This window comes from Kitasatospora sp. NPDC001683 (assembly GCF_053596495.1).
The window spans coordinates 97,750-104,365 of record NZ_JBSFGK010000024.1; the positions used below are offsets into that span (position 1 = coordinate 97,750).

Below are 6,616 nucleotides of genomic sequence, written 5' to 3' on the forward strand. Positions count from 1 at the left end.
TGGATCGGGTGGCGGGGCCTCGGGGGCCTAGGCGCGGGTGCGGCGGCCGAGCCGGCCGGGCTTCTTGGCGGCGCCGTCGCGGGCGGCCTCGGCGGCGCGGGCCTGCTGGAGTTCGGCCTGCTGGGCGAGCCGGGTCTCGCAGTGGTCGAGCCAGCGGATCTCGGCTTCGGTCTGGAAGATGAGCTGGTCGAGGACGAGCAGCCAGGCGAGTTCGTTGCTCTCGGAGGGCACGGTGCCGGGTCTCGTCTCGCCGGCCAGGGCGCGGCCCTTGAGCCGGGTGTAGTCCTGCAGTGCCTTGATGCTGTGCCGGCGCTGGCCCTGGACGACGGCGGAGACGTCCACCCCCGGGACGGTCACCGCCATCGCGAGCTTGATCGCCAGTTCGTCGCGCGGCGGGTTGGTCCGGGGCACCGGGGTGTCGAACCAGGCCCGCAGTTCGGCGCGGCCGGCGTCGGTGACGGCGTAGAACTGGTGCCCTTCCTCGTCCTCCCCGGCGGCCTCGACCAGGCCGTCGCGCTCCAGCCGGGACAGTGTGGTGTAGACCTGACCGACGTTGAGCGGCCAGGTGGCGCCGGTGCGCGCCTCGAATTCGGTGCGCAGCTGGTAGCCGTAGCGGGGGCCCTGGTCGAGGAGGGCGAGCAGACCGTGGCGGATGGACATACTCAGTATGTATACCCGGTATGCCCTACGGCCTCAAGCCGCGCCCCTCGGGTACCGTCGTGCGGTGTGAGCCAGTTGCGCATCGCCACCTTCAACCTGTTGCACGGTCAGCCGCTCGCCCCGGACGGCGCGCCGCGGCCCTACCCGGTGGACGCGGGCGCGCCGCTGGCCGAGGCGATCGCCGCGCTGGACGCCGACGTCCTGGCGCTGCAGGAGGTGGACCGGCACCAGGTGCGCTCGGGCGGCACGGACCAGGCGGCGGTGGCGGCCGCGGCGATGGGCGCGGGCGACTGGCGCTTCGCCGCCGCGCTGCACGGGCGCCCGGCGCCGGTGGCGGGCTGGGTGCCGGAGCCGTCCGGGCCGAACGGGTTGCGGGTGTACGGGCCGGGCGAGGTCGGCGACGGTGCCGTGCCCTCGTACGGGACGGCGCTGCTGACCAGGCTGCCGGTGCGGCACTGGCGGGCCCGGCGCTTCGCCCCGGCCCCGTTCGGGCTGCCGCTGCGGGTGGCCGGGCGGCGGGGGCTGACCCCGGTGCCGGACGAGCCGCGGGCGGCGCTGGCGGCGGTGCTGGAGGGTGAGCGCGGACCGTTCACCGTGGTGGCCGCGCACCTGTCCTTCGTGCCGGGCTGGAACATGGCGCAGCTGGCCGGGATCCGGAGCTGGATCGCCGACCTGCCGCAGCCGTACCTGGTGCTGGGGGACTTCAACCTGGTCGGTGCGGTGCCGCGCACGGTGCTCGGCGGGGCGATGGCGCTGGAGCGCACGGCGCCACGGGTGCGGGTGCGGGAGCTGCGGGCGGCCCGGCGGGCCCGGACGGCGGTGCCCGGGCCGCGCCGGCGGCGGCTGCGCGAGCCGCGGGCCCGGCTGCAGGGCTGGTACGACCTGGCGCGCACGCCGACGTACCCCTCGCACCGGCCGGCGGTGCAGTTCGACCACGTGCTGGCGGTGGGGGTGCCGCGCGCGGCGGTGGGCCCGGCGGCGGCGCCGCGCGCCGTGGTGTCGGACCACCGGCCGCTGCTGGTGCGGGTGTCGCTGTGAGGCGGTGAGGCGGTGAGGCGGTGAGGCGTCAGCGGGTGTTCGTCAGGACGCCGGTCTGCTGGGGCAGGTGGGCGACGGCGGGCGGGGCCGGGTCGTACTGCAGGAGCAGCATGGCCGCGTCGTCGCCGAGTTGGCGGCCGACGTGGCGCACCACATCCTCGTGCAGGCGCCGCAGCACGTCGGCGGGGCGGCCGTCGGCGCAGCGCGGGAAGCGTTCGGCGAGCGGGTAGAAGACGCCGGAACGGTCGCGGGCCTCGATCATCCCGTCGGTGTACAGCAGTATCCGGTCGCCGCCGTCCAGCGGGACCCGGTGCACCGGGGGGTGGACGTCGGCCGGGTCGAGGACGCCCAGCGGCGGTACGGTGTCGGCGAGTTCGAGCGGGCGGACCAGTCCGCCGCGCAGCAGCAGCGGCGCGGGGTGGCCGCAGTTGACGAGTTCGGCGGTGCCGTCGGGGCGCACCCCGATCAGTACGAGGGTGACGAACTCCTCCTCCACTCCGGGATGGTCGTTCTCGTGCAGGGCTCGGTCGAGGCTGACGGCCAGCCATCCGGCGACCCGGTCGAGGGCGGGCTCCTGGTGGGCGGCCTCGCGGAAGGCGCCGAGGACGGCGGCGGCGGTCTCGACCGCGCCGAGGCCCTTGCCTCGCACGTCGCCGACCACGGCCCGCACGCCGTGCCGGGTGTTGACGACCTCGTACAGGTCGCCGCCGATGCGGGCGTGGGCGGCGGCAGCCTCGTAGTGGACGGCGGCGCGCACGCTGCCGACCCTTTCCGGGACGGGCCGCAGCAGCACCCGGCGGGCGATCGAGGCGACCAGCTGGGCGTCGGCCAGGGCGCGTTCCTGGCGCAGTCTCAGGGTGGCGCTGACCCAGCCGATCGTGGCGACCAGCAGGATCGCGATGACGCTGGCGGCGTGCACGGACTCGCCGAGCGCGTCGCTGCGGAAGGCCATCAGGAAGGCCGCCGCCTCGGTGCACAGGCCGATGGCGAGCGGGTACCAGGTGCGGCGGCTGACCACGGCGGCCAGCGCGGGTACGGCGGTGAGGGCGGGTTCGACCGTCACCTCGGTGCCGCTGAGGTAGTCGAGGACGACGATCAGCGCCATGCCGATGAGGGGCAGCGCGAGCGCCGTCCTCGGCCAGGTGCCGGTCGCGCCCGGAGCGGGTCCCGGGGTCGGCCCGGTGAACCGCTCTCTGATCCATCCGGTCGCGCTCAACTTCGGTCTCTCCAGCAGAAGACGCCGATGCCCGTGGGCACCTGCGGTGATGACTGAGGGTCAGGGAATGCGGGCCTCGCTGGCGGCCGGAGCACGGGGGTTGACCGGTTACCGACCCCACAATAGGCACGAAACGTGCACGACGCACAGGTTTCGGGCGTCGGCGCGATGACTTGGATGCGCTGCGTGACTCATTAGTCACTGTTCCCGATCAGGAGCCGTTCCAACTCTTTTCGGTCGGGAAGTCCTTCCGGACGCACGATCCGTCCGCTGCGGACGTACAGGAACGAAGCCGTGACCTGCTCGGGATCGACGCCCGCCTGCTCGGCCCAGGCGAGCCGGTAGACCGCGAGCTGCAGCGGGTCGGCGGTCTCCTCGCGGTGGGTCTTCCAGTCGACCACTTCGTAGCGTGACGCACCACCGGATTCCGTCACCCCGTCACCGTCCCGGTAGACCGCGTCGATCCGGCCGCGCACCACCCGCCCCGCGAGCACCAGTTGGAACGGCGCCTCGACCCGGTGGGGCCGGCGCTGGGCGTACGGGGTGCGCAGGAACGCCTCCTTGAGCCGCTCCAGGTCCTGCTCGTCCTCGATGCCGTCGTCGTCGGCGCCGGGCAGCGCGCCGGGTTCGATCAGCAGCAGCGGCTCGATCCGGGACTGCACCCAGGCGTGGAAGCGGGTGCCGCGCCGGGCGGCGGGCTGCGGGGGGCGCGGCATCGGGCGGGCCAGGTCGCGGGCGAAGCCGTCCGGGTCGGCGGCCAGCCGCAGCAGCTGGGTGGCGGACAGCGCGGGCGGCAGCGGCACCTCGCGGGCCGTGCGCCGGGAGCGCTCCAACTCGCCCAGCAGCGCGGTCAGGTCACGGTCCCAGGAGGCGACCTGGCGCTGGTCCTCGACGGCCATCGGCTCCGGGTCCGAGGGCCCGGAGGCGAACGGGCGAGTCACGGCGATCCTGGCCCGCACCACCTCGGCGACCCGGCGGCGGGCCTGCTGGGCGGCCGGGTCCAGCGGCAGCGGCCAGGGGCGTTCGACGGCGGCGGCCAGCGCCGGGTTCACGGCGCCCTTCTCCGGCTGCTCGGCCCAGTGCTCGACCTCGCCGGCGCCCGGCTGCTCGCAGTGCGCGCGCAGCTGCTCCAGGAAGGCCGACGGGCCGCGGACGGTCTTCTGGCTGGGCCCCCACCAGTGCCCGGAGGCCAGCAGCAGGGACCGGGGGCGGGTGAACGCGACGTAGCCCAGGCGCAGTTCCTCGGTGCCGGAGTGCTCGGCCAGCTCCTTCTTGAACGCGGCCATCGACTTCGCGGTCCAGCCGCCGCGCACGTCGGGCAGGGTGGCGGCGTCGCCGCGCAGGGCGTGCGGGAGCACCCGCTTGGTGCTGGTCCAGCGCTCGCGCGCGGTGCCGGACGGGAACGCGCCCTTGACCAGGCCGGGGACGGCCACCACGTCCCACTCCAGGCCCTTGGACTTGTGCGCGGTGAGCACCTTCACGGTGTCCTCGCCGCCGGGCAGGCTGCTGTCCAGGCCGCGCTCGTACTCCTGGGCGGCGCGCAGGAAGCCGAGGAAGGCGGCCAGGCCCGGGTCGCCGTCCAGGTCGGCGAAGGAGGCGGCGACGTCCAGGAAGGCGTGCAGGGTCTCCCGCCGGCGGGCGGCCAGCGCCTGCGGGGAGGCGGCGAGTTCGACCTCCAGCCCGGTGACGGTCAGCACCCGGTGCAGCACGTCCATCAGCGGGTCGGCGAGCGAGCGGCGCAGTTCGCGCAGTTCGGCGGCGAGCCGGGCGAAGCGCACCCTGGCCTCGGCGGAGAACGGCAGGTCGTCCGGCTGGTCCGCGTCGAGGAAGGTCTCCACCGCGTCGGCCAGCGAGACCACCTCGGTCGGGTCGGCCTCGGCGACGGCCGCGGCCAGCGCCTCCACGCCCTCGGGCCGCTCGGTGCGCACCAGGTCGGCGGCCCGGCGGCCGAGCAGGGCGAGGTCGCGCGTGCCGATCCGCCAGCGCGGGCCGATCAGCAGGCGCACCAGGGCGGCGTTGGCGGTCGGGTCCTGCAGCACCTCGCATACCGCCACCACGTCGGCCACCTCGGGCAGTTGCAGCAGCCCGCCGAGGCCGACCACCTCGACCGGCACCTCGCGGGCGACCAGCGCGGCGTGGATGTCCGGGAAGGCCGCGCCCCCCCGGCACAGTACGGCGATCCGGCCGGGCGCGGTGCCGGTGCGCACCAGGTGGGCGATCGAGTCGGCGAGCCAGTCGACCTCCTCGGCGTGGGTGGGCAGCAGCGCGGCCCGCACGTAGCCGTCCTGTTCGGCGCCGGGGGCCGGGCGCAGCGCCTCGACGCCCTCGTGCACGGCGCGCAGCGGGGCGGCGAGTTCGTTGGCGAAGGCGAGCAGGCGCCCACCGCTGCGGCGGTTCTCGCTGAGCGCGTAGCGGTCGGCGGGGCGGCCGTCGGCCCGGGGGAAGTGCCGGGGGAAGTCGTCGAGGTTGGCTACGGAGGCGCCGCGCCAGCCGTAGATGGCCTGGCAGGGGTCGCCGACGGCGGTCACCGGGTGGCCGGCCCCGGCTCCGAAGAGGCCGGCCAGCATGAGGCGCTGGGCGACGGAGGTGTCCTGGTACTCGTCCAGCAGGACGACCTTGAACTGGCCGCGCAACAGGGCGCCGACCTCGGGGCGCTGCTGGGCGAGGCGGGCGGCGGCGGCTATCTGGTCGCCGAAGTCCATCAGTCCGGCGCTCTGCTTGCGGCGCCGGTAGTCCTCGACCAGGCGCAGCAGTTCCAGCCGGGCGCGGGCGGTGACGGGGACGGCCCGCAAGTCGTCGTTGCTGAGCTTGACGGTGGCGAGGGTGTCGAGCAGTTCCTCGTCGTACGCGCGCAGCGCGGCGGGTTCGACCAGGTGCTCGGCGAGTTCGCCGTCCAGGGCGGTCAGGTCGGCGACCAGGTTGGCGAAGGTGCCGGTCAGGGCGGGGAAGGGGCCGCGGGCGGTGCGCAGCACCTTGGCGGCGAGCTGGAAGCGGGTGGCGTCGGCGAGCAGCCGCACGTCCGGCTCGATGCCGATGCGCAGGCCGTGTTCCTTGAGCAGGCGGCCGGCGAAGGCGTGGTAGGTGGAGATCTCGGGTTCGCCGAGCGGTTCGGCGGCGTCCCGGTCGGCGACGCCGGCGCGCAGCAGGGCGGTGCGGACGCGTTCGGCGAGTTCGCCGGCGGCCTTGTTGGTGAAGGTGAGGCCGAGCACCTCGTCGGGGCGTACGGCGCCGGAGCCGACCAGCCAGACGACCCGGGCGGCCATCACGGTGGTCTTGCCGGAGCCGGCGCCGGCCACGATCACGGCGGGGGCGAGGGGGGCGCCGATGGCCGCCATCTGTTCCCGGTTGAACGGGATGCCCAGCAGCTCCTTGAGCTGGTCGGGATGGCTGAGCACGGCGGTCACCCCGCAACGTTAACGGGCGCAGCCGACACTCCGGGCGCCCGGCCTCCGTGACCCTGGCTACTCCCCGCCCCGAGCCGAAGGGGCGCGCCGGTGCCGAAAGGGAGGAGCAACAAGCGAGGAACGAGCGCCGGAGCGCCGACCGTCGGCACCGGGCCAGAGCGCCCCGGAGGCGAGCGGGTGAGTGGCCCCGCCCCGAGCCGAAGCACCGGGTCAGAGCGCCCCGGAGGCGAGCGGGTGAGTGGCCCCGCCCCGAGCCGAAGGGGCGCGCCGGTGCCGAAAGGGAGGAGCAACAAGCGAG

4 protein-coding genes are annotated in these 6,616 nt (G+C 75.2%); 1 reads left to right on the forward strand and 3 read right to left on the reverse strand.

The features are described 5' to 3' along the window. Positions 1-27: 27 nt before the first annotated feature. On the reverse strand, positions 28-660 hold the full coding sequence (locus tag ACWCYO_RS15840; protein ID WP_449784530.1) for a PadR family transcriptional regulator: 633 nt from the start codon (positions 658-660) through the stop codon (positions 28-30). Between the two features lie 66 nt (positions 661-726). Here ACWCYO_RS15840 and ACWCYO_RS15845 point away from each other — a divergent pair, with 66 nt between their 5' ends. Beyond that, positions 727-1,698 carry an endonuclease/exonuclease/phosphatase family protein gene (locus tag ACWCYO_RS15845; RefSeq protein WP_270144320.1) on the forward strand — a complete coding sequence of 324 codons (972 nt, stop codon included), beginning with the start codon at positions 727-729 and terminating at the stop codon, positions 1,696-1,698. A gap of 28 nt (positions 1,699-1,726) precedes the next feature. Here ACWCYO_RS15845 and ACWCYO_RS15850 read toward each other — a convergent pair whose 3' ends face one another. Both ACWCYO_RS15850 and ACWCYO_RS15855 read right to left on the reverse strand, forming a co-directional pair. Beyond that, positions 1,727-2,914, reverse strand: a complete 1,188-nt coding sequence (locus tag ACWCYO_RS15850; protein ID WP_449784531.1) for a PP2C family protein-serine/threonine phosphatase — start codon at positions 2,912-2,914, stop codon at positions 1,727-1,729. 194 nt (positions 2,915-3,108) lie between these two features. Then, complete coding sequence (locus tag ACWCYO_RS15855; RefSeq protein ID WP_449784532.1) at positions 3,109-6,318, reverse strand: UvrD-helicase domain-containing protein; 3,210 nt, start codon at positions 6,316-6,318, stop codon at positions 3,109-3,111. Between the last annotated feature and the right edge of the window lie 298 nt (positions 6,319-6,616).